This window comes from Clostridioides sp. ZZV15-6383 (assembly GCF_020657735.1).
Lineage (GTDB): Bacteria > Bacillota > Clostridia > Peptostreptococcales > Peptostreptococcaceae > Clostridioides > Clostridioides difficile_D.
Map to the genome: position 1 here is coordinate 1 of NZ_JAGWCV010000018.1, position 22,699 is coordinate 22,699.

The 22,699-nt window shown below is 29.5% G+C and carries 22 protein-coding genes and 3 tRNA genes; all 25 read left to right on the top strand.

Annotation, left to right across the window (positions count from 1 at the left end):
* The first annotated feature begins 68 nt into the window (after positions 1–68).
* Positions 69–145: transfer RNA gene (locus KGF42_RS08635), tRNA-Asp, on the top strand.
* A gap of 10 nt (positions 146–155) precedes the next feature.
* A tRNA-Gly gene (locus KGF42_RS08640) sits at positions 156–230 on the top strand.
* A 9-nt stretch (positions 231–239) separates the two neighbouring features.
* A tRNA-Arg gene (locus tag KGF42_RS08645) sits at positions 240–313 on the top strand.
* Between the two features lie 947 nt (positions 314–1,260).
* Complete coding sequence (gene cdaA, locus KGF42_RS08650) at positions 1,261–2,100, top strand: diadenylate cyclase CdaA (RefSeq protein WP_003420697.1); 840 nt, start codon at positions 1,261–1,263, stop codon at positions 2,098–2,100.
* On the top strand, positions 2,097–3,278 hold the full coding sequence (locus tag KGF42_RS08655; RefSeq protein ID WP_227826135.1) for a CdaR family protein: 1,182 nt from the start codon (positions 2,097–2,099) through the stop codon (positions 3,276–3,278). Before cdaA ends, KGF42_RS08655 begins: the two co-directional genes overlap by 4 nt.
* Before the next feature lie 304 nt (positions 3,279–3,582).
* Entirely contained in the window at positions 3,583–4,485 is a 903-nt protein-coding gene (ptb, locus tag KGF42_RS08660) for a phosphate butyryltransferase (RefSeq protein ID WP_054272842.1), read from the top strand.
* A gap of 21 nt (positions 4,486–4,506) precedes the next feature.
* The gene (buk, locus tag KGF42_RS08665; RefSeq protein WP_227821163.1) at positions 4,507–5,586 is read left to right on the top strand and encodes a butyrate kinase; all 1,080 of its coding nucleotides are present in this window, start codon (positions 4,507–4,509) and stop codon (positions 5,584–5,586) included.
* On the top strand, positions 5,576–6,253 hold the full coding sequence (locus KGF42_RS08670; RefSeq protein ID WP_003420704.1) for a hypothetical protein: 678 nt from the start codon (positions 5,576–5,578) through the stop codon (positions 6,251–6,253). The genes buk and KGF42_RS08670 overlap by 11 nt, the downstream gene beginning before the upstream one ends.
* 42 nt (positions 6,254–6,295) lie before the next feature.
* Positions 6,296–6,511: a 4Fe-4S binding protein gene (locus tag KGF42_RS08675; protein WP_003420706.1), complete on the top strand. Its 216-nt coding sequence runs from the start codon at positions 6,296–6,298 to the stop codon at positions 6,509–6,511.
* Between the two features lie 28 nt (positions 6,512–6,539).
* The gene (locus tag KGF42_RS08680) at positions 6,540–7,619 is read left to right on the top strand and encodes a 3-methyl-2-oxobutanoate dehydrogenase subunit VorB (protein WP_003432442.1); all 1,080 of its coding nucleotides are present in this window, start codon (positions 6,540–6,542) and stop codon (positions 7,617–7,619) included.
* Positions 7,619–8,371 carry a thiamine pyrophosphate-dependent enzyme gene (locus tag KGF42_RS08685; RefSeq protein ID WP_003420710.1) on the top strand — a complete coding sequence of 251 codons (753 nt, stop codon included), beginning with the start codon at positions 7,619–7,621 and terminating at the stop codon, positions 8,369–8,371. Before KGF42_RS08680 ends, KGF42_RS08685 begins: the two co-directional genes overlap by 1 nt.
* Positions 8,372–8,929, top strand: coding sequence for a 2-oxoacid:acceptor oxidoreductase family protein (locus KGF42_RS08690; protein ID WP_227821164.1), 558 nt, complete (start codon positions 8,372–8,374; stop codon positions 8,927–8,929).
* A 170-nt stretch (positions 8,930–9,099) separates the two neighbouring features.
* A complete protein-coding gene (gene glmM / locus KGF42_RS08695; RefSeq protein ID WP_227826136.1) occupies positions 9,100–10,446 on the top strand; it encodes a phosphoglucosamine mutase in 1,347 nt (448 codons plus the stop codon).
* Between the two features lie 268 nt (positions 10,447–10,714).
* Positions 10,715–12,547: a glutamine--fructose-6-phosphate transaminase (isomerizing) gene (gene glmS / locus KGF42_RS08700; protein ID WP_227821166.1), complete on the top strand. Its 1,833-nt coding sequence runs from the start codon at positions 10,715–10,717 to the stop codon at positions 12,545–12,547.
* Positions 12,548–12,645: 98 nt separating this feature from the next.
* Complete coding sequence (locus tag KGF42_RS08705) at positions 12,646–13,803, top strand: (Fe-S)-binding protein (protein WP_227826137.1); 1,158 nt, start codon at positions 12,646–12,648, stop codon at positions 13,801–13,803.
* 28 nt (positions 13,804–13,831) lie between these two features.
* Complete coding sequence (locus KGF42_RS08710; protein WP_227821168.1) at positions 13,832–14,428, top strand: CDP-alcohol phosphatidyltransferase family protein; 597 nt, start codon at positions 13,832–13,834, stop codon at positions 14,426–14,428.
* A gap of 23 nt (positions 14,429–14,451) precedes the next feature.
* Entirely contained in the window at positions 14,452–15,669 is a 1,218-nt protein-coding gene (locus KGF42_RS08715; protein ID WP_227821169.1) for an ABC transporter substrate-binding protein, read from the top strand.
* On the top strand, positions 15,659–16,534 hold the full coding sequence (locus tag KGF42_RS08720) for an ABC transporter permease subunit (protein ID WP_227826138.1): 876 nt from the start codon (positions 15,659–15,661) through the stop codon (positions 16,532–16,534). The genes KGF42_RS08715 and KGF42_RS08720 overlap by 11 nt, the downstream gene beginning before the upstream one ends.
* A gap of 8 nt (positions 16,535–16,542) precedes the next feature.
* Positions 16,543–17,337, top strand: coding sequence for an ABC transporter permease subunit (locus KGF42_RS08725; RefSeq protein WP_227821171.1), 795 nt, complete (start codon positions 16,543–16,545; stop codon positions 17,335–17,337).
* Positions 17,338–17,357: 20 nt separating this feature from the next.
* Positions 17,358–18,395, top strand: coding sequence for an ABC transporter ATP-binding protein (locus tag KGF42_RS08730; protein WP_227821172.1), 1,038 nt, complete (start codon positions 17,358–17,360; stop codon positions 18,393–18,395).
* Between the two features lie 134 nt (positions 18,396–18,529).
* Positions 18,530–19,270: a rhodanese-like domain-containing protein gene (locus tag KGF42_RS08735; RefSeq protein WP_227821173.1), complete on the top strand. Its 741-nt coding sequence runs from the start codon at positions 18,530–18,532 to the stop codon at positions 19,268–19,270.
* Positions 19,271–19,313: 43 nt separating this feature from the next.
* Positions 19,314–19,526, top strand: coding sequence for a hypothetical protein (locus KGF42_RS08740; RefSeq protein ID WP_227826139.1), 213 nt, complete (start codon positions 19,314–19,316; stop codon positions 19,524–19,526).
* Between the two features lie 172 nt (positions 19,527–19,698).
* Positions 19,699–20,568, top strand: a complete 870-nt coding sequence (locus tag KGF42_RS08745) for a 4Fe-4S binding protein (protein WP_227826140.1) — start codon at positions 19,699–19,701, stop codon at positions 20,566–20,568.
* An 86-nt stretch (positions 20,569–20,654) separates the two neighbouring features.
* On the top strand, positions 20,655–21,392 hold the full coding sequence (locus KGF42_RS08750) for a YwmB family TATA-box binding protein (RefSeq protein ID WP_227826141.1): 738 nt from the start codon (positions 20,655–20,657) through the stop codon (positions 21,390–21,392).
* 20 nt (positions 21,393–21,412) lie between these two features.
* Positions 21,413–22,666: a UDP-N-acetylglucosamine 1-carboxyvinyltransferase gene (gene murA / locus KGF42_RS08755; RefSeq protein ID WP_227821176.1), complete on the top strand. Its 1,254-nt coding sequence runs from the start codon at positions 21,413–21,415 to the stop codon at positions 22,664–22,666.
* Positions 22,667–22,699 lie beyond the last annotated feature (33 nt).

Below are 22,699 nucleotides of genomic sequence, written 5' to 3' on the forward strand. Positions count from 1 at the left end.
AGCTGGGAGAGCACCTGCCTTACAAGCAGGGGGTCACAGGTTCGAGCCCTGTTGGTCCCACCATTTGCGGCCTGGTAGTTCAGTTGGTTAGAATGCCAGCCTGTCACGCTGGAGGTCGAGGGTTCGAGCCCCTTCCAGGTCGCCAAATTAAATAAGCGGGAATAGTTCAGTGGTAGAGCGCAACCTTGCCAAGGTTGAAGTCGCGAGTTCGAATCTCGTTTCCCGCTCCATAATAATTTGGGTGCATAGCTCAGCTGGATAGAGCAACGCCCTTCTAAGGCGTGTGTCCGGGGTTCGAATCCCTGTGCGCTCATTAAGAAAAGTTTACTATAGAATATAGTAAACTTTTATATTGTTTAAAAAGACACAGGATACATGTATATTACCTGTGTCTTTTTCTTTATAAACTTTAAACTATGTAAGAGTTACAGTATATTCATTAATATTGTAAACGTATGAAGGCTAATGTATAATAGTCTACAAGAAGTTTATGAAGGTATAAGTTATATGAAGTCTCAATTGGATAGGAGCTATATACATTATATTGTATAGTATTAATATATTTAAATAGCTTATGAATTTATTTATAAAGAAATTCATTTTACCTAAATAATAAGTATAAGTAATTATAAAAGAAAATTAGATACTATAAAGAATTGACAATTTAATGTAATATTTATAAGTTATGCTAAATGAATTATTATACTATGGATAATAGATATATGACTTTGAAAATATATGTGTTATTTTGGTTATAGAACAACTTACTTAGGTATAGAAGATAAATTTTGATGGTGATTTATAGTAAGACTATTAAAATAAATTTATCTAAACTAAATATCAAATAAATTACTACTTCAATATAAAAATGATATTAATAGGACAATGTTGATAATAGATAATATTTAAATTTTGCAGTTGTTTGTAGTTGATAAGTAGATTATTAAATTTTTACTAATGAATATATATTAAGTAAAGATATATTAAAGATATTTTATAGCATAAAATTGCATTAAGGCGCGAGTACTATTTTGTATTCGCGCCTTGATGGTTTGAATTATTTGAGTAAAAACTAACTTTAATAAAAATATATATTTATTGAATTGATATTTTTGATGTGTTTAGAGATTATTTAACAATCTCTGAATATAAAACTAGAATTATTTACACAAAAGTTAAATAGTTTGTATAGAGTTAGATTTATATAGTATAATACTTAGTGTAAATAATTAAGAAGTTATCAAACAGGAGGATAAAACTGTGTTAGATATAAATTCTTTTTTAAATGGATTTTTTAATATAATATTAAGAATGAGTATATATGATTTAATTGACATATCTATAGTAGCGTATATTTTTTACAAAATATTTATGTTTATAAAAGATACAAGAGCAGAACAAGTATTTAAAGGGATAATATTTCTTTTGTTAGCAACTCAACTTAGTAACACCTTTAAATTGCATACCGTTTATTGGATATCTCTTAAAGCTTTAGATTATGGAGTTATAGCTGCTCTTATAATTTTTCAACCAGAATTTAGAGCAGGGCTTGAGCATATAGGAAGAGCAAAGTTTAATTTATTTGGAAAGAATGTAAATACTTCTGAAGAAACTCTTAATAGAAATATAGAAGAAATTGTAGAAGCTTTATATTCACTTTCTAGACAAAAAATAGGAGCCCTTATCATAATGGAGAGAGAAACTAGAATAAGTGATATAATAAATACAGGAACTATTATTGATGCTGAAATTTCTAGACAACTATTAATAAATATATTTATACCAAATACACCATTACATGATGGAGCAGTTGTAATTAGAGATTCTAAGGTAAAAGCAGCTGCATGTTTCTTGCCATTGACAGAAAGTAAGGACTTAAGTAAAGATTTAGGTACTAGACATAGAGCGGGAATAGGTGTAAGTGAGGTGTCTGACTGTATAACACTGATTGTATCAGAGGAAACAGGAGGCGTATCAATTGCTAAAGCAGGTAAGTTATATAGAGATATTTCTAGAGAAAGAATGATGAATATATTACGTAGTAATTTAAAAACAAATACAGAAACAAGAAGTTTTTTCAAAGGTGGTATATTTAAATGATAAATAGACTAAAAAATAATACCAAAATAAAAATAATATCATTTTTAAGTGCGATTGCACTATGGATGTATGTTATGGCTGTAGTTGACCCTGAAGAAACTAAAGGGTTTGAAGATATACCTGTATCTATAAGTAATATAAGTGATTTAAAAGATAAAAATCTTGTTATATATCCAGACGAAAAATTAACAGCAGATGTATATATAAAAGGTAGTCTATCAAAAGTACAAAGTGTTAAGAAAGAGGACATACATGTATATGGAACTATTGAAGATCCAATACAAGGACAAAAGGAAGTTTATTTAAAAGCAAACATTCCTCAAGGTGTCACTATAGAATTTAAGCATGATGTCTTAGTAGTAAACCTTGAAAAGAATATAAAAGAAAAAAGAGATATAAAGGTAGAAGTAAGTGGAAATTCAAAAAGAAATATAAATAAAATTGAACTTAATAAGGATTTTGTCGATGTATCGGGGCCAAGAACTCTAGTTAAAGAAGTAAAAAGTGTAAGAGCTAATTTAGATGTTGGCAATGAAACAGAAGATTTCTCTAAAAAATTGGAATTAATACCATTAAATAGCGATGGGACTAAAGTTGAAGGTGTAAAATTAAGTTCATCTTTTGTAACTGCGAAAATAGAATTATTAAAGGAAAAAACTGTACCAATAAGAGTAAATTTAAGTGATAATAAATATAATGATACATTGAAAAATTATAAATTAAGTAAGGAACAAGTTACAATAAAAGGTAAAAAAGAAAATATAGACAAAATAAATTATATTAAGACAAAACCTGTTGATTTAGCTGATTTAGCTAATGGAGAAGAAAAAGAAGTGAGCTTAGATGTTCCAGAAGGGATAACTCTCGAGGATAGTTCTATAACAATAAAATTGAATGAGACAAAACAATTGAGTGCAGATTTTCTATATACTGCAGGTGATATTGAGTTAAGGAATATTCCAGCAAATATGGATAATCCAAGTATAATTTCTGATATAGATATAAAAGTTGTCGTAGAATCGACAGAAGATTTGAGTAAGTTAAATAAAAAAGATATTTCATTGTATGTTGATTTATCACAAAGCCCTGAGAAAGATAGTAAATATAAAATAAAATATGAAACAACATATCAATTTAAAAAAATAAATATAGAACCTAATATTGTTGAAGTGGAATGAACAAATATTTTGAATATTTAGTTGTTACAAGATGTGACAAAAAAACCTATAAAATTAAGTTTGTTAATTTTATGTTTTTGTTGCATCTTGTTTATTTTAGTTATATTATAAAATAAGGACAATGAGATATTTGTTAAATCTAAAAAGCACTAAATATATGAAAAAAGACTGCTCAATAGATTTAAATAAATATTTTTGAATTAAATATTTCAATTATATCTAGGAAAACGTTGCTAAACGAGTTATAATTTAATTGAGATATAAAAAGTTCTATTTCAAAAAATTCAAGATGAGGTGGAAATGCATGAGAAGTTTTGAAGAAGTAATTAAATTTGCAAAAGAAAGAGGTCCTAAAACTATATCAGTAGCATGTTGTCAAGATAAAGAAGTCTTAATGGCAGTTGAAATGGCTAGAAAAGAAAAAATAGCAAATGCTATTTTAGTAGGTGATATAGAAAAGACTAAAGAAATTGCAAAAAGCATAGACATGGATATCGAAAATTATGAACTGATAGATATAAAAGATTTAGCAGAGGCATCTCTAAAATCTGTTGAATTAGTTTCACAAGGAAAAGCCGACATGGTAATGAAAGGCTTAGTAGACACATCAATAATACTAAAAGCAGTTTTAAACAAAGAAGTAGGTCTTAGAACTGGAAATGTATTAAGTCATGTAGCAGTATTTGATGTAGAGGGATATGACAGATTATTTTTCGTAACTGACGCAGCTATGAACTTAGCTCCTGATACAAATACTAAAAAGCAAATCATAGAAAATGCTTGCACAGTAGCACATTCATTAGATATAAAAGAACCAAAAGTTGCTGCAATATGCGCAAAAGAAAAAGTAAATCCAAAAATGAAAGATACAGTTGAAGCGAAAGAGTTAGAAGAAATGTATGAACGAGGAGAAATCAAAGGTTGTATGGTTGGTGGACCTTTTGCAATTGATAATGCAGTGTCTTTAGAAGCTGCTAAACATAAAGGTATAAACCATCCTGTAGCAGGAAGAGCTGATATATTGTTAGCTCCAGATATAGAAGGTGGTAATATATTATATAAAGCTTTGGTATTCTTCTCAAAATCAAAAAATGCAGGAGTTATAGTTGGGGCTAAAGCGCCAATAATATTAACTTCTAGAGCAGACAGTGAAGAAACTAAACTTAACTCAATAGCTTTAGGTGTTTTAATGGCAGCGAAGGCTTAATTTTAAGGGGGAAATAGGCAAATGAGCAAAATATTTAAAATCTTAACAATAAATCCTGGTTCAACATCAACTAAAATAGCTGTATTTGATAATGAGGATTTAGTATTTGAAAAAACTTTAAGACATTCTTCAGAAGAAATAGGAAAATATGAGAAGGTGTCAGACCAATTTGAATTCCGTAAACAAGTAATAGAAGAAGCTCTAAAAGAAGGTGGAGTAAAAATATCTGAATTAGATGCTGTAGTAGGTAGAGGAGGACTTCTTAAACCTATAAAAGGTGGTACTTATTCAGTAAGTGCTGCTATGATTGAAGATTTAAAAGTAGGAGTTTTAGGAGAACATGCTTCAAACTTAGGTGGAATAATAGCAAAACAAATAGGTGAAGAAGTAAATGTTCCTTCATACATAGTAGACCCTGTTGTTGTGGATGAATTAGAAGATGTTGCTAGAATTTCTGGTATGCCTGAAATAAGTAGAGCAAGTGTAGTGCATGCTTTAAATCAAAAAGCAATAGCAAGAAGATATTCTAGAGAAATAAACGAGAAATATGAAGATATAAATCTTATAGTTGCCCACATGGGTGGAGGAGTTTCTGTTGGAGCTCATAAAAATGGTAGAATAGTAGATGTTGCAAACGCATTAGATGGGGAAGGACCTTTCTCTCCAGAAAGAAGTGGTGGATTACCAGTAGGTGCATTAGTAAAAATGTGCTTTAGTGGAAAATATACTCAAGATGAAATCAAAAAGAAAATAAAAGGTAATGGTGGGTTAGTTGCATACTTAAATACTAATGATGCTAGAGAAGTTGAAGAAAGAATAGAAGCTGGTGATGAAAAAGCTAAATTAGTATATGAAGCTATGGCATATCAAATCTCTAAAGAAATAGGAGCTAGTGCAGCAGTTCTTAAGGGAGATGTAAAAGCAATACTATTAACTGGTGGAATCGCATATTCAAAAATGTTTACAGAAATGATTGCAGATAGAGTTAAATTTGTAGCAGATGTAAAAGTTTATCCAGGTGAAGATGAAATGATTGCATTAGCTCAAGGTGGACTTAGAGTTTTAACTGGTGAAGAAGAGGCTCAAGTTTATGATAACTAATGATAAAAGAATAAGAATCATAACTGGTCACTATGGAAGTGGTAAAAGTGAATTTGCGATGAACTATGTTGTTAAGTTAAGAGATATGGTTTCTGGCAAAGTTGCTATAGCCGATTTAGATGTGGTAAATGTATACTTTAGAACTAGAGAAAAGAAAGAGTTAATGAAATCTTTAGGTATACAACCAATAGATAGCTCAATTAATGCTCCAACATTAGATTTACCAGCAGTATCAGCAGAAGTAATGTCTCCTATGGTGGATCATTCATACAATTCTGTTATAGATTTAGGTGGAGATAATGTGGGTGCTAGAGTTATAGGAAGATTTAGTCATTTGTTAAAAGAAGGCGACTATGATATGCTTTTTGTAATAAATGCAAATAGGGAGAAAACTCAAACTTCTGAAGAAGTTATCCAATATATAAAAGAAATAGAAAAATCTTCTAAATTAAAGGTAACAGGTCTAATTAATAATACTCATCTTATTAGATTTACTACTATTGATGATGTTTTAAGAGGTCAAAAAGTTGCAAAAGAAGTTTCTGAAAAATGTAATATACCTATAAGATATGTTGCATGTTTAGAAAATCTTGTTGAACAGTTACCAAAAGATTTAGAAGGAGAAATTTTTCCTATAAAATTATATATGAGAGAAGACTGGATGTAGTTTGAGCTCAAATATATAGAAAGTTTAAGGAGGCTTAGGTAAATGGCTAAAGGAAAAGTATCTTTTAATCAAGAACGTTGTAAAGGTTGTGGATTATGTGTTGAAGCATGTCCAGTAAAAATCATACAATTAGACTCAAATGTAATAAACAAAAAAGGGTATAACCCAGCAACTGTTTTTGAAATGGAAAAATGCATAGGATGTGCAAGTTGTGCAACTATGTGTCCAGATGTAGTTATAACAGTAGAAAGAGATTAATTTAATTAATATTTAAGGGGGAATTTTAATGGCTAAGATACTTATGAAAGGTAACGAAGCATTTGGAAAAGCAGCTATAGAAGCTGGCTGCAAGTATTTCTTCGGTTACCCAATAACTCCACAAAGTGAATTACCAGAATATTTATCAAGAGAGTTACCTAAAATAGGTGGAGCGTTCGTTCAAGCTGAATCAGAAGTTTCTGCGATAAACATGGTTTATGGTGGAGCAGGTGCAGGAGCAAGAGTTATGACTTCTTCATCTTCACCAGGAGTTGCTTTAAAACAAGAAGGTATAACATATGCAGTAGGAGCAGAAGTTCCTTGTGTTGTACTTAACGTAATGAGAGGTGGTCCAGGACTTGGAAGTATACAACCTTCACAAGCTGACTACTTCATGTCTACAAGAGGTGGAGGAAATGGAGATTACAGAACTCCAGTATTTGCACCAGCTACAGTTCAAGAAGCTGTTGATATGATAATGGAAGCTTTTGATGTTGCAGACTATTATAGATCACCAGTTATGGTAGTTGCAGATGGTATGATAGGTCAAATGATGGAGCCAGTTGAATTTAGAGCTCCTGAAAAGAAAAGAGAATTGCCTCCTAAAGATTGGGCAACTGTTGGAACTAAAGGAAAAAGAAAACCTAATGTAATAAACTCTCTATACTTAGAGCCAGAAGTACTAGAAGACCACTGCTGGCATTTACAAGAAAAATTTGATGCAATGGAAAAAAATGAAGTACAATACGAAATGTACAAAACAGAAGATGCTGAATTTGTATTTGCAGCTTATGGAACTACTTCAAGAGTAGTAAAAAGCGCAATTGATATATTAAGAGAAGAAGGAATAAAAGCAGGTCTTATAAGACCTAAAGTATTATGGCCATTCCCATTCGAAGCATTTAACCAAATTCCTAATGCTAGAAACATATTAACTGTTGAAATGAGTATGGGACAAATGGTGGAAGATGTTAAAATGGCAGTAGAAGGTAAATTACCAGTTTACTTCCATGGAAGACCAGGAGGAATGACTCCAACACCAGCAGAAATAGTTGAAAAAGCTAAAAAAATTATTGCCGGAGAATTGGTTGCAGGAGGTGCTAGATAATGGCTGTTGTATTTAAGAAAACTGAAGGATTACAAGATACTCAAACTCACTACTGTCCAGGATGTACACATGGTATAATCCATAGATTAGTTGGTGAAGTATTAGAAGAATTAGGAGTATTAGGTGATGCTGTAGGTGTTGTTCCAGTTGGATGTTCAGTTTTAGGATATAAATATTTTAACTGTGATACTCAAGAAGCTGCTCATGGTAGAGCACCAGCTGCAGCTACAGGAATAAAAAGAGTTCATCCTGAAAATACAGTATTCACTTATCAAGGTGATGGAGATTTAGCTTCAATCGGTACTGCTGAAATAGTTCATGCAGCTGCTAGAGGAGAGAAAATAACTACTATATTTGTAAACAATACAACTTATGGTATGACTGGTGGACAAATGGCTCCAACTACATTAGTTGGACAAAGAGCTACTACTGCTCAATCAGGAAGAAATGCTGAAACTCAAGGTTATCCAATAAGAGTAAGTGAAATGTTAGCTACATTAACAGGAGCTGTATTTGTAGAAAGAGTAGCAGTTGATACTCCAGCCCATGTTAGACAAGCTAAAAAAGCTATAAAGAAAGCATTCCAAGTTCAACAAGCAGGATTAGGATTTGGAATAGTAGAAGTATTATCTACTTGTCCTACAAACTGGGGACTGGCTCCAAACGATGCTTTACAATGGTTAAGAGACAATATGATACCATACTATCCATTAGGAAATTTCAAAAATGTTGAAGTTGAGGAGGTGAAGTAAATGTCTACAGCTAGAGTAATATGTGCAGGCTTCGGAGGCCAAGGTGTTATGTCTATGGGACAATTACTTACTTATGCAGGAATGCTAGAAGGAAAAGAAGTTTCTTGGTTACCATCTTATGGGCCAGAAATGCGTGGAGGTACAGCAAACTGTGCAGTAACTGTATCTAATGAGCCAGTTGGTTCTCCACTTATAACAGATGATGCAACTGCAGCTATATTATTAAATATACCAGCATTTGAAAAATTCAAAGATGATGTTGTTCCTGGTGGAAAAATAATAGTAAATAGTTCTTTAATAAAAGAAAAAGTTGATAGAACAGATGTAGATGTTTATTATATACCAGCAAATGAATTAGCAGTTGAGTTAGGAAATGACAAAGTTGCTAATATGATAATGTTAGGAGCTTACTTAAAAGTAGCTGATACTGTAGATATAGAATCTGTATTAGAAGCATTTAAGAAAGTTTTCGGACCTAGAAAAGAAAAATTCGTTCCATTAAACAGAGAAGCTCTACAAAAAGGTATGGATGCTGCATGTTCTGGAGCAACTAACTAATAAAGAAAAAAGATGTCAAAAAAAAGACAATAGAATTATTTCTATTGTCTTTTTTGATGATAAGTATTAAAATGTTTTTATGACTGAAATTAAGAGTATAATGATATTTTATGAACTGTAAAAATATAATACAAATTGCAAGCTTTTCAATTATGAAAGGAGAATCTTTAGTGAGAAAGTATTTTGGAACTGATGGAGTCAGAGGAGTAGCAAATACAGAATTAACATGTGACTTAGCATATAAACTTGGTAGAGCTGGTGGTTTTGTTTTAGCTCAAGGAGACCACAGAGTAAAAGTAGTAGTAGGTAAAGATACAAGAATATCAGGAGATATGTTAGAAGCATCTTTGATAGCAGGACTTATGTCTGTTGGATGTGATGTTATTACTGTTGGAATAATACCAACACCTGCAGTGGCATATTTAACTAGAAAATATGGTGCTGATTGTGGCGTGGTTATATCTGCATCTCATAATCCTGTTGAATATAATGGAATCAAATTCTTTAATAAGAATGGATATAAATTAGATGATGAAATTGAATTAAAAATAGAAGAGTATATAGATGATATAGACAAAATTGAATGTTTACCAATTGGTGAAAATGTAGGAAGAAGATTACATGAACATTATGCACAAAGGGACTATGTAGACTATTTGAAATCAATAATAAGCACTGATTTTAAAGGGTTAAAAGTAGTATTGGATTGTGCAAATGGTGCATCATATAAAGTAGCACCAATAGTGTTTGACGAATTAGGAGCAAGTGTAATTTCAATAAATAGTTCACCAGATGGAAATAATATAAATTATAAATGTGGTTCTACACATCCAGAACAACTTCAAAAAGCTGTTTTAGAACATAATGCTGACCTAGGTCTTGCGTATGATGGAGATGCTGATAGATTAATTGCAGTAAATGAAAAGGGTCAAATTGTTGATGGAGACCATATAATGATATTGAGTGCTTTAAGTTTAAAGAAAAATAATAAATTAGCACAAGATACTTTAGTAGTTACAGTTATGAGTAATATAGGATTGACAATAGCTGCCAAAGATAATGGAATAAATTTATCTACTACAGCAGTTGGAGATAGATATGTTTTAGAAGATATGGTTAAGAATGGATATAATCTTGGTGGAGAGCAATCTGGACACATGATATTTTTAGATTACAATACTACTGGAGATGGAGTGCTTAGTTCTCTAATACTTGCAAATATAATCTTGCAAGAAAAGAAACCTTTATCAGAACTTGCATCAATAATGAGTCAATATCCACAAGTATTAGTAAATGCAACAATAAAAAATGAAAATAAGAACAAATATATGGAATATCCAGAAATAAAAACTGAGATAGAAAGAATAGAATCTATTTTAGATGGAAATGGTAGAGTTTTGATAAGACCATCAGGAACTGAGCCATTAGTTAGAGTTATGTTAGAGGGTAAAGAGGAAGGTCAAATAAAAGAATTAGCAACAAATTTAGCTAATCTTATACAAGAAAAATTATCGTAATTTACAAGGGTATTCTCAGATATAAAGACTGAGGACACCTTTCTAAGCGCCAGAACTTAGTTATAGACATAATTATTAAGTAATATAGGAAACTAAGTTGACGAGGTCAGAGTTAATCGAATTGTCGGCGGATGCTCTGCGGTGTGTTTACCATCGAAAAACTTCTTTAAATAATAGGAGTAATCCTATGGACAAAGGGAAGCCAAAGTAAACTTATATGACCTAACTCTTAAAATATATAAATAATATTTTTAGGAGGACACAAATAATGTGTGGAATAGTTGGATATTTAGGAAGTAGAAAGGCAGCAGAAGTTATAGTAGAAGGGCTTTCTAAGTTAGAGTACAGAGGTTATGACTCAGCAGGAGTAGCAGTTAATAGTTCTAATGGAGAAGAGCTTAATATTAGAAAGTTTAAAGGTAGACTTTCTGTACTGGCAGAAGATTTAGAAAAGAATCCTATTGATGGAAATTTAGGAATAGGGCATACAAGATGGGCAACTCATGGAGAACCATCTGATGTAAACTCACACCCTCATTTTAATCAAGCTAAAACAATAGCAGTTGTTCACAATGGGATAATAGAAAACTATATGGAAATAAAAGAAGAACTAATTGCTGAAGGTGTTAAGTTTGAATCTCAAACAGATACAGAAGTAATAGCACATTTAGTAGATAAATACTATGAGGGTAATTTATTAGATGCTGTATACAAAACTATATCAAAATTAAGAGGAGCTTATGCATTAGGTGTTATATGTAAAGAACATGGAAATGAATTAGTTGCAGTAAGAAAAGATAGTCCTCTTGTAGTTGGTGTTGGTGATGGTGAAAACTTTGTAGCATCAGATATACCTGCTTTATTAAAATATACTAGAGATGTTTATTTCTTAGAAAATGGAGAAGTAGTTCATCTAAAAAATGAAAATGTAACAGTTTATGACTCTAATAGAAATCTTGTAGAAAAAGAAGTATTTCATGTAACTTGGGATGTAGAGGCTGCATCTAAAGGTGGATATGATTACTTTATGTTAAAAGAAATTCATGAGCAGCCAACAGGAGTTAGAGAAACTCTAGAAAGAAGACTTGATGATAATGGAAATATAATCTTAGATAGTATAAATATTTCTAAGGAAGATTTAGAAAAAATAAATAAAGTTTATATTGTGGCTTGTGGAACAGCATATAATGCTGGTTTACTTGGCAAGTATGCTATAGAAAAATTGGTAAATATACCAGTAATAACTGATATAGCATCAGAATTTAGATATAGTGACCCATTTGTAGATGAAAATTCATTAGTAATATTAGTTAGCCAATCTGGTGAGACAGCAGATACTTTAGCAGTATTGAGGGATTCAAAGGCTAAAGGAGCAAGAATACTTTCAATAACTAATGTTGTAGGTTCATCTATAGCAAGAGAATCAGATGATGTATTCTATACTTGGGCAGGACCTGAAGTAGCAGTTGCATCGACTAAGGCATATACTACTCAAATAACTTCTTTATATATGATAGCTTTAGACTTTGCTATCAAAAAAGGAACAATAACTAGAGAATCTTATGATAGTATGATTTCTAAGATGAAAGAAATACCATCAAAAATACAAGAGATACTGGACAATGAAGAATATATAAAAGATGTTGCTAAAACAGTTGTTAGTTCTGAACATGCATTCTATTTAGGAAGAGGAATAGATTATAGTTTATCAATGGAAGGTTCATTAAAATTAAAAGAGATTTCATATATACATGCAGAAGCTTTTGCAGCAGGAGAGTTAAAGCATGGAACAATAGCTCTAATAGAAAAAGGAACTCCTGTAATTGCTATAGCTACTCAAGAGAAATTATTTGAAAAAATGGTTTCTAATATGGAAGAAGTGAGAGCAAGAGGAGCTTATGTTGTAGCAATCGCTCAAAGTCATAATAAAGATGTCGAGAAAGCTGCTGATAAAATAATCTATATACCAAATTCAGATGATATTTTATCTCCTATATTGGCTGTTGTACCAATGCAATTACTCGCTTACCATGTTTCTGTATTAAGAGGATGCGATGTTGATAAACCAAGAAATCTAGCAAAGTCAGTAACAGTTGAATAAAAACAGATTAAAAAGTGCATAGATAATATCTATTAGAAAAAACTCATTCTATTTGTTATAATGTTATAGAATGAGTTTTTTATTATAGATTAAAACTATTGATAATCTGGAGGTGTATTTGTATAAAAGAAGTAAAACTAGAGACATTAAAAAAAATCGAAAAAAATAATGATAATTGTATAAATTGCAAAAAATGTTTTAATGTATGCCCTATGATGAAAGAATTTGGAAACTCACCAAGAGAACTTATGATAGATATTTTACAAAATAAATCAATAGATAAAAATATACCATATTCCTGCATGCTATGTGGAATATGTAAGATAGAGTGTCCAAAAGATATAGATTTAAAAGAAATGTTTTTTAATATAAGGAAAGAAATATTCCAAGAGAATCAGAAAGAATTAAATGATATAGGATATAGAACAATAAAATTCCATCAAACTAATAGTTTCTCTCGATTATTCTCAAAACAATTTATTAAAAAAAACACTAAGAAAATTTTTTTCCCAGGGTGTAGCTTTTCTAGCTATAGTAGTGACTTAGTATTAAAAACATATAAGTATTTAGAAAATCATATAGAAAATATATCATTAGTTTTTGAATGTTGTGGCAAGCCTACTTTTTCTATGGGAGATACAAATAAATTTGATGAATATTATTCTAAAATAGACAAGCTATTTAGAGAAAATGATATAGAGGAAGTAATCGTTGCTTGTCCAAATTGTTTTAATACTATAAGAAATAATAGTGATATAAAAGTGATTTCAATATGGGAGGTAATAAAAGAATTTGGACTTCCAGAAAAACTAAACAATCATTATGATGATCTAAATCAGAAATTTTTATTACATGACCCATGTCCTATAAGAAATGAACATAATATACATGAGTCAGTTAGAGAGATACTAGATTTTATGGGAATAAAAGTAATTGAATTTGAAAAAAATAGAGAGAATACAGAATGTTGTGGTTCTGGAGGTATGGTAAGGGTTACTAATAGTAAAGTTGCTATAAACCAGACCCAAAATAGAGCAAATAATGAAAAAACAGATTATGTAATCTCATACTGTCAATCTTGTTGTGAGTCTATGTTAATGGCAGATAAAAAAGTACTACATGTATTAGATTTTATTTTTGATGTTGATGTTATAAATAAAAATAGATTAACCCAGAAAAAAACATTATCTATTAAAAAATGGAGCACAAGATATAAAGGAATAGCATTAGCAAAGAAGATGAATATAGAAACTTAATAAATGCACATAAAAAGTATATAAGCTAATGAAAGGAAATGATATGTTAGATACACATGCAAGAAAATATGTAGAGCCATTTATAAGCAAAGGAGCAGAGTTCTTTTTAAAACTTAAATTAACCCCAAATAACGTAACAATAATAGCGCTTATAGTTGGAATATCTACGTCTTTATTTATATATCTCGATATGAAAGTGCTAGCAATAATTACATTATGGGTTTCAGGATACTTAGATGCTGTAGATGGTGATATGGCTAGAAGTAGTAATAAAACATCCTTATTTGGAACATTAATGGATATTACTTTTGATAGAATAGTAGAAATAAGTATGATTTTAGTATTTGGTTTGAAGATGATTGATGTAAGATTAAATCTAATGATTCTTTTAAGTAGTATTCTTATGTCAATGACTATATTTTTAACTGTTGGTGCTTTAACTGATAAAAAAGGTATGAAATCATTTTATTATCAAGCTGGCGTAGCTGAAAGGAGTGAGGGATTTATACTTTTTACTTTGATGATTTTATTTCAAAGTTATATTGGGATAATAGCAAATATATTTTCTATAGTAGTTTTATTTACAGCAGTTCAAAGATTACTAGAAGCAAAAAAAATATTATAAATTAATTTTCGAGAGGGGAAAAAATGAAAAAAAGGATATTAACAATACTATTATGTTTAGGACTTATATTTGGATTGGTAGGGTGCTCAAATAACGATAAAAAAGAAGAGCCTCAAAAAGACATATTAGAAAGTAGCAATGAAGAGATTTTAAAATCTGCAAAAGGTACAACAGTTAACTTTTATGGATATGGTGGAAATGAAGTAATGAATAAATGGTTTGATAGTTATGTAATTCCAAAGATGAAAGAAGACTATGACATAACTGTAAAAAGAGTAGGAATGGATATAGAAAACATTCTTAATAAACTATTGTCAGAAAAACAAGCTGGAAATGCTAACGGCACTATAGATGTAGTTTGGATAAATGGAGAAAACTTTAAAACAGCAAAAGAAAATGAATTACTATTTGGACCCTTTGTAGATAAACTTTCTAATTATAAAAAGTATATTGATTCATCTTCTGAGGATATTACTACAGATTTTGGAGTGAAAGTAGATGGTATGGAAGCTCCTTGGGGTAAATCTCAATTTGCAGTTGTAACAGATACGTCTAAGATTAATACAAAAATAACTAATGCAGAAACACTAAAAGAAGTAATTGCATCTAATCCTGGTAAATTTACTTATCCAGCTCCACCGGATTTTACAGGAAGTGCATTTGTTAGAAATATAATATATGATGTAGTAGGATATGAGAAAGTAAAAAATTTACCAGAAGATGAAGCTAAAGTAAAACAAGCCATACAACCAGCTATGGACTATCTTAAAGAAATAAAACCATACTTATGGAATAAAGGTAAAACCTATCCTGCGACATCTTCTCAGTTAGATAATATGTATTCAGATAATGAAACTTATTTTACAATGACTTATGCTCCAAATGTATTATTAGGAAGAATCGCAAATGGAGAGTTTAGTAAATCTACAAAAGCAATAGAATTTGAAAAAGGAAATATAAGCAATACACATTTTGTTGCTATACCAGATAATTCTCAAAATAAAGAAGGTGCAATAGCATTAATAGATTTCTTAATGAGTATAGATGCACAGTCTTCTAAAACAGAAACTAAAAATTGGGGAGACACATCTGTTTTAGATATGAAAAAGATTCCAAGTGAAGATGTTAAGAAATTTAGTGAAACTATAGTATTAAAAAATTCAGTCCCAGAATTAAAAGCAGGAATAGTACCAATAATAGAAAAAATATGGATTCAAGAGGTATTAGAAAGTGAAAAGTAAAATAATTAATGATAAAATAATGCCATACTTATTAATAGCACCTGTATCTGTAATCTTGATACTTATAATGGGTGTAGGAATTATAAATTGTATCTCGCAAAGCCTAGGATTTTTTCCTCAGATTGGTCTTAATCAAATTACACTAAGTTATTATAGAGAAATTTTTAGAGATTCTAATTTTTTAGAGTCTCTTATCTTTAGTTTGAAGATTTCTTTAGTATCATCAATTCTAGCTGTTATTATAGGAATACTTTTAGCATATATAATGTCTCAAAATAGATTTTCTAAAGTTAGATATATGATTCTAAATATTCCACTAATAGTTCCACATATAATAGTTGTATTATTAGTATTTATAATATTTTCTCAAACAGGCATAGTTTCAAGAGTATTTTACTTTTTCCATATAATAAAAGATTCATATGAATTTATATCAATGGTTTCTGATAAAAATGGAATAGGAATAATTTTAGTTTACCTGTGGAAAGGAGTACCATATATAACCCTAATGGTTTATAATATATTGAAAAATATAAATGATAATCTACAACAAGTATCTATAAATTTAGGTGCGAGTAAACTTCAAACTTTTAGATATATAGTGTTACCACTTGCAATGCCAACAATAATTTCTTCATTTATAATAATTTTTGCTTTTTCGTTTGGTTCTTTTGAAGTTCCTTTTTTAATAGGAGCATCAACTCCAAAAGCATTACCAGTTCAAGCATATCTAATCTATACTAGCTCAGATTTAATGCAAAGACCAATCTCAATGTGTATCAATGTTGTATTATCTGGAATAAGTTTCATACTATTAATAATTTATAATAGATTTTTTAATAAAATATCAAAATATAATGTATAGGAGTATTTATGAATAAAAAATTTAATATAGTTCTCAATATCATGCTTGTAGTTATTATAGCTCCTATAATACTATTGGCAATATGGGGAGTTGTAAATACATGGCCATTTCCAAATCTTTTACCTAAGGAGTTTTCATTAAGAGGATTTAGATATATTTTGGATATAAGTAATCTGAATATTATTTTGAGAAGTATTATAATATCAATAATTGTAGTCTTAATCACTATTTTACTAAGCATACCAGCATCTAAAGCATTAGCATTATATAATTTTAAAGGAAAGAGATTTTGTGAGTTACTAATATTATCTCCAATTATAATTCCACTAATATCTATTGCTATGGGTATACATATAGCATTTATAAGAATAGGTCTAGCCAATAATATTTTGGGAGTCATTATTATAAATATACTTCCATGCATACCCTATTCAGTTCGAATAATAACAGATGTCTATAAATTAATAGGTGATAATTTAGAGATACAAGCTAAAGTACTTGGTGCAAATAGATTTAATACATTTAGATATGTTACTTTACCTTTGATTTTACCAGGGATATTGGGTGCATCAAGTATGTCTTTTATAATATCCTTTAGTCAATATTTTTTGACTCTTCTTATAAGCGGAGGTAGTGTCATAACTTATCCAATGATTATGTTTCCGTATATACAAAGTGGTGACAGAACAATAGCATCTTTGTATGGTATGTTATTTTTAACAATAAGTTTATTTATCTTAATAATAATAGAATACAATGTAAAAAAGAAATATAAGTATATTCAAAATACAAGGCTATTTTAGTTTGATTGGAGGTGTAACAATTGTCATCAGTTAAACTTGTAAATTTATGTAAAAGTTTTAACAAAATAAAAGTTTTAAACAATATAAATTTGGATATAAAAGAAGGAGAAATAGTTTCTCTTTTAGGTCCATCCGGTTGTGGGAAAAGTACTACTTTAAAATTAATTGCCGGTATTTTACATCCTGATTACGGAGATATACTTTTAAATAATGAATCCATATTAGATATACCTATAGGAAAAAGAGATACTGTAATAGTTTTTCAAGATTATTTACTATTTCCCCATATGACTTTATATGAAAATATAGAATTTGGACTTAAGATGAAAAAAATAAACACGAACATAAGAAAAAGTAAAATAAATAATCTTATAAATTTAGTTAAGTTAAAAGGATATGAAAATAAATATCCAAGTGAACTCTCAGGAGGACAACAACAACGTGTGGCAATAGCGAGGTCTTTAGCAATAAATCCAAAGGTGTTATTATTAGATGAGCCATTCTCAAATTTAGATATTAATTTACGAAATGATATGAGAGAATTTGTATTAGGATTACAAAAACATCTAAAGATAACAACCATATTAGTAACACATGACAAAGAAGAAGCGTTGATGATGAGTGATAGAATAGCAGTTATATTAAATGGTGAAGTTAAACAATTCGACACTCCATGCAATCTTTATGAAAATCCTAAGAGCAGAGAAGTTGCGAATATATTTGGAGAAAAAAATTATTTAATAGGAAATATAAGAAACGGCGAGTTTATAAATGATATAATTTCTATTAAATTAAATAAATATGAAAATATAAATATAGATAATGTCGAGTTAATGATACCAAAAGAAAATATAATCCTAAAAACGATTAATAATGATATAGGAAGAGAAGGGACTATATTAAAAAAGAGATATGCAGGAGATAAAGTTTACTATGATGTAGATATTGATGGAATGGTATTAAAAGCTAGTAGTAACAATAATTTATATGATATAAATGAAAAGGTAGATGTGCTTATAGAACCAAAAAAAATTCTATTCTTTTCGCTTGAAATATAGAAAAAAACTATAGATGTAAATTAAGTAAATAAGTATCAAATATATTTTAATTTTGTTATAATGAATTCGAATACCATAATAAAATAAGATTTTATATAAAAAAGGAATATTTTTAATATTTGGAGGGTAATTTTATGAAGTTTAGTAAAAGATTTAAAGTTTTAGTTATTGGTTTAACTTTAGTATTAACATTAGGGAGTGTAGTTGGTTGTAATTCTAAAGAATCAGAAAAATCAAAAGAATCTTATCAAAGCCAAGATAAGGCTAGTTATAAGGAAGCTACAGGGGAAGAAGCTGTAAAAATGATGAAGAAAAATAAAGAGTTATTGATACTAGATGTAAGAGGTGCAGAGGACTATGCTAAAGGTCATATTACAAATGGTATAAATATATCAGTAGATGATTTAGAAGATAAATTAAGTGATTTAGAGGGATATAAGGATAAAACTATATTAGCATATTGTAATTCAGGTAATAAAAGTGCAAAAGCTGCTGAAATATTAGTAAAAAATGGATTTAAAGATGTATATAATGCAGAAGGTGTAAAGGATTTTGATTATGGATTAGTTACGTATAATGATATAACTGCACCTGAAATGTTGAAGTTAATAAGTGAAAATAAAGATGCTATAGTAATAGATTCTAGAAAGTCAAAAGAGTTTGAAACTGGACACTTAAAAGAATCTATCAATATACCATTGGAAGATACAGAAAAGAAAATGGGAGAACTTGATAAAAATAAGAATATAATCTTATACTGTAGAACTGGAAATAGAAGTGGACAAGCAGCTAAAATACTTTCAGAGAATGGATTTACAAAAGTATACAATTCAATTGATGGCGTAGATGAATATGATTTTGATTTAGTTAAGTAGATTTAAAATAATAAAAGATTGAGTAGAAATCCGAGTACAAATTATGTTAAAGAAATTCAGAGAAGAATATAGGAGAAGATTTTTTGCTAATGTTAAATCAATTTCTATAGAAGATTTTGAAGAGAAAGTACAAGATGAGTCTTTGGATATAGTTTATACTCGTTTAAATGAGGTATTAACATATGCAAATTTTATGGTATGGAGTATTGATGATTTAAATACAATTGAAACAGGAGAGCAAGATAGAATTTTGTAAAAAATATAATAGAATTGTTTAAAATGAAGGTATATTCAGTTTATTGAGTTGAATATACCTTTATTATGTTTTAAAATATAAATGTAGTTATAATATGATTATATAAATATAACTTATTTAAACATATTATTAGCAACATAGAATTATAAATTTGTATTATGAGGTGTGAGATATGATTAGCAAAGACAAAAAAGTAAAGTTAAAAGCGGAAGGTATATTGGCTCAAAGCCAGGAAGGATATTTCTCAATAAGAATATTGAGTAGAGCTGGAAACTTTACAGCAGAACAACTTATCAATTTATCAAAGTTATCTGAAAAATACGGCAGAGGTTATTTAGGTGTTACAACTAGATTAGCTGTTGAAATACCATGGATAAAGTATGAAGATATAGATTCAATAAAAGAAGATTTGAAAGCAGTAGGTTTAAAACATGGTGGTACAGGAAAAAAAGTAAGACCATTAGTTGCATGTAAAGGCACTGTATGTCAACATGGAATCTATGATACACAAGAACTATGTGGAAAGTTACATGATTCATATTTTGGGTATGATTTGCCATCTAAAACTAAGATTACTTTAGTTGGATGTCCAAACAATTGTGCAAAGGCTAATACTAATGATGTGGGTATTGTAGGACAAGTATATGTAAAATTTAATGAAGATAAATGTAAGAATTGTGGATTGTGTACATCATCTTGTAGACAAAAATCAGTTTATATGGAAAACAACAAATTAGTGTGGAACGAAGAAGAGTGTGTAAATTGTGGTAAATGTGCTCAAGTATGTCCATTTGGAGCTATGGAAGTTGATAAAAAAGGGTTAGCCGTTTATCTTGGTGGTAGAATGGGAAGAGGTTATAGATTTGGGGATAGACTTAGCAATTTATATACAGAAGAAAATATAGAAGAATTAGTGCAAGACATATTTGATACATATAAAAAATTAGCAAGCCCAGGAGAAAGAATAAGTAAAGTGTTAGAGAGAATTGGTATTGAAGAGTTTGAAAGACATTTAATGAATATAAAATCCCAAAGTGCATAAAAATATATATTGAGAAAGTATATCTCTCTTAAATTTGTTAATAATTCTATTATACAGAAAAACATATTTAAGGGGGATTTTTTATTATGAAAAGAATAAAATTAGCTATAAGCTTTTTTATATTAATGATTATAGGAGTAACAATATCTTATGCAGATACAAGTATAAATACTAGATATAATAGATTAACTAATGCTCTTGAAATTTCAGAAGCAGATTTCAAATTTTATAATGTCAAAATTAATTCTGTTATAAATTATAATTTATCAAATCAGGAATTTTATAATATTTTTATAGAAATAATTAACAATCTAAAGTTAGATGAAAAAGGAATAAATTGGAACAAAAAAGGGTCTGGCGATAAAATGCAATTGTGTGTTACTATAAAAGGTAGCGATAAAGAAATTTCTATAAAAGGAATAAACAAAAATAATAAAGAAAGTTACATAATAGTTGACATATTGGATAACAAAGTATATAAACATAAAGAGGATATTTGTAATAACGTAGAAAATGTGTTAAATAAATATTCATATCAAGTAGATGTGTCTGCTTGTATTGTTGGAGAATACACAAAAAGGTTACAAAACAACAAATATGATGATATTTTACAAAAAATATTATATAATATGAGTGCTAAGCAAATAGATAAAGTGAAGGACGTAAACTTTTTATCTATAACAGCATATAGTAAAGTATTAAATGATGATGATTTAGAATATTTAGGGGAAAAAATTAATTTAAATATAGGAATCAAATACAATGAGGATGATGAAAAAACACTCATATATATTGCCACACCAATTATAAAATTAGATTATTAATTATGAGGAGATCAAAAAATATGGCTAAGATAATAGTAAAAAAGAGTAATCCACTTAAAGGTAGTGTTAAAATAGATGGTGCAAAAAATGCAGTTTTACCAATAATAGCAGCGACTTTATTAGCAAACGGAAAATCAACATTAAATGGAGTACCAAATTTAAGAGATGTTCATGTTATATCAGATTTATTGAGACATATAGGAGCAGAAGTTGAATATAAAGAAAATACACTTACTGTTGATGCAAGTAATATAAAAACTTGTGAAGCTCCATATGAGCTTGTAAGAAAAATGAGGGCTTCTTTTTTGGTTATGGGACCATTACTTGCTAGATTTAATAGTACAAAAATTTCTATGCCAGGAGGATGTGCTATAGGAACAAGACCTATAGACTTACATCTAAAAGGATTTAAAGCTTTAGGAGCAAAGATAGAGATGGACCATGGTTTTGTTGAAGCAGCAACAGAAAAATTAGTAGGAAATAAATTATATTTAGACTTTCCATCTGTTGGAGCAACTGAAAACATAATGATGGCAGCTTCTTTAGCAGAAGGTACTACAATAATAGAAAATGCAGCAGAGGAGCCAGAAATAGTAGATTTAGCAAATTTCTTGAATGAAATGGGAGCAGATGTTAAAGGCGCAGGTACTAACACTATAAAGATAAACGGTGTTAAAGAGTTAAAAGGAGCAGAGCATAATGTAATTCCAGACAGAATAGAAGCAGCAACTTATATGGTTGCAGCAGCTATGACAAAAGGTGATATAACTGTTGAAAATGTTTTAATGGAGCATTTAAAACCAGTCGTAGCTAAATTAAGAGAAGCTGGTTGTGAAATTACAGAAATGGACAATTCTGTAAGAGTAGTAGGTCCTAAAGTATTAAAACCAATAGATATAAAAACTTTACCACATCCAGGATTTCCTACAGATGTTCAAGCACAATTTATGGCTATGCTTACTGTAGCTAATGGAACTGGTGTAGTTATAGAAACTGTTTTTGAAAATAGATTTATGCATGTTGCTGAGTTCAATAGAATGGGTGCTAATATAAAAATAGATGGAAGAAGTGCGGTTGTTAATGGTGTAGATGAGCTACATGGTGCAGCAGTAAATGCTACTGATTTAAGAGCAGGGGCAGCACTTATTTTATGTGGTCTTATAGCAGAAGGAGAAACTCAAATAGGAGAAATATACCATATTCAAAGAGGCTATGTTGATATAGATAAGAAGATAACAGCATTAGGTGGTCAAATCGAAATAGTAGAAGATTAATAATTGGTTTAGAGAAGAAAGTTATAAATTAAT